Origin of the sequence: Rhizobium chutanense (genome assembly GCF_002531935.1) — a bacterium.
In the GTDB taxonomy this organism is placed as follows: domain Bacteria; phylum Pseudomonadota; class Alphaproteobacteria; order Rhizobiales; family Rhizobiaceae; genus Rhizobium; species Rhizobium chutanense.
In genome coordinates this window covers 1-1,066 of the sequence record NZ_NWSV01000082.1, presented here as the reverse complement: position 1 = coordinate 1,066, position 1,066 = coordinate 1, and the positions used below count along the sequence as shown (strand labels likewise).

The following is a 1,066-nucleotide window of genomic DNA, read 5'->3' as shown; positions in this document are numbered from 1 at the left end:
GCGACTAGATGTGGAGCCTCAACAGGTTGTCCTGGGTAAGAGCGAGCCTAGTGATTGGTGGTTTTGAGTTTAGACTTCCGTGAGGCCTGTGCCAATTGTAGCGATGAAGCCATCGTGGCAGTTCGGCGGCGCGCATGTCCGAGTTGGGATAGGCGACGGCGTAGGCCCACTCTCTGAGGGCGGTCTGGATGAAGCGTTCGGCCTTTCCGTTGGTTTTAGGCGTATATGGTCTGGTGCGAACGTGCTTGAGGCCGTTGTCGCGACAAGCTTGGCCGAATGGCTTTGATGTGTAGCAGGGACCATTGTCGGTCATGACGCGCTCGACCGCGATCCCGAGGCTGGCATAATAGGCCAATGCCGCCTTCAAGAAGGCCACGGCGCTTTCTTTCGTCTCGTCCGGCGATATCTGTGAGAAAGCGATGCGAGAGGCATCGTCGATGGCCACATGAACGCATTCCCAACCGGCGCCCCAACTCTTGCCTCTGCGCGAACTCTGGCGAGTGCGATCGCCGGTGATGCGGTGGCCGACCTCATGAAACCGGCCGAGCTTCTTGATGTCGATATGAATCATCTCGCCGGGAGCCTGGCGTTCATGACGACGCACAGGCTCGGCCGGCTCGATATCCTTGAGGCGGGAGAGGCCTGCGCGCTTGAGAACCCGGCTCACCGTCGCTGCAGATACACCGGTTTCGATCGCGATGTGCTTGCCAGTCAGGCGCTGGCGGCGAAGCGTGATGATGCGCTCCGCCAGCGCCTGACTGGTCTGCCGGGGCATGGCATGAGGTCGGGAGGAACGATCGAGCATCGCCTCTCGACCACCGGCCTTGAAACGCTCGACCCAACGGGCGACGATCTTGGCCGCGACGCCATAGGCCTGTGCTGCCTGAGCCTGGGTCAGATGCCCTTCGATAACAGCAAGCGCCATTTGTTCCCGGCGCAACGGCGTCAGTCGGGCATTCTTATGAATGTTCATTCGCGGCGATCCTTCCGACTCGAGGTGTGATAGCTCCAGTCTCCTAAATCCGCTTTGAATGGACAACCTCCCGAAAGCTCACAACTAGAGCCT

The 1,066-nt window shown here is 59.8% G+C and carries 1 protein-coding gene; it reads right to left on the bottom strand.

Features of this window, described 5'->3' with window-relative positions; genetic code table 11:
• Positions 1-4: 4 nt before the first annotated feature.
• A complete protein-coding gene (locus CO666_RS33380) occupies positions 5-973 on the bottom strand; it encodes an IS481-like element ISRel2 family transposase (protein WP_011053284.1) in 969 nt (322 codons plus the stop codon).
• Positions 974-1,066 lie beyond the last annotated feature (93 nt).

What these genes read in the sequence shown, in the direction of transcription:
- CO666_RS33380 (WP_011053284.1), bottom strand. Translation starts at nt 973, where the DNA reads ATGAACATTCATAAGAATGCCCGACTGACGCCGTTGCGCCGGGAACAA.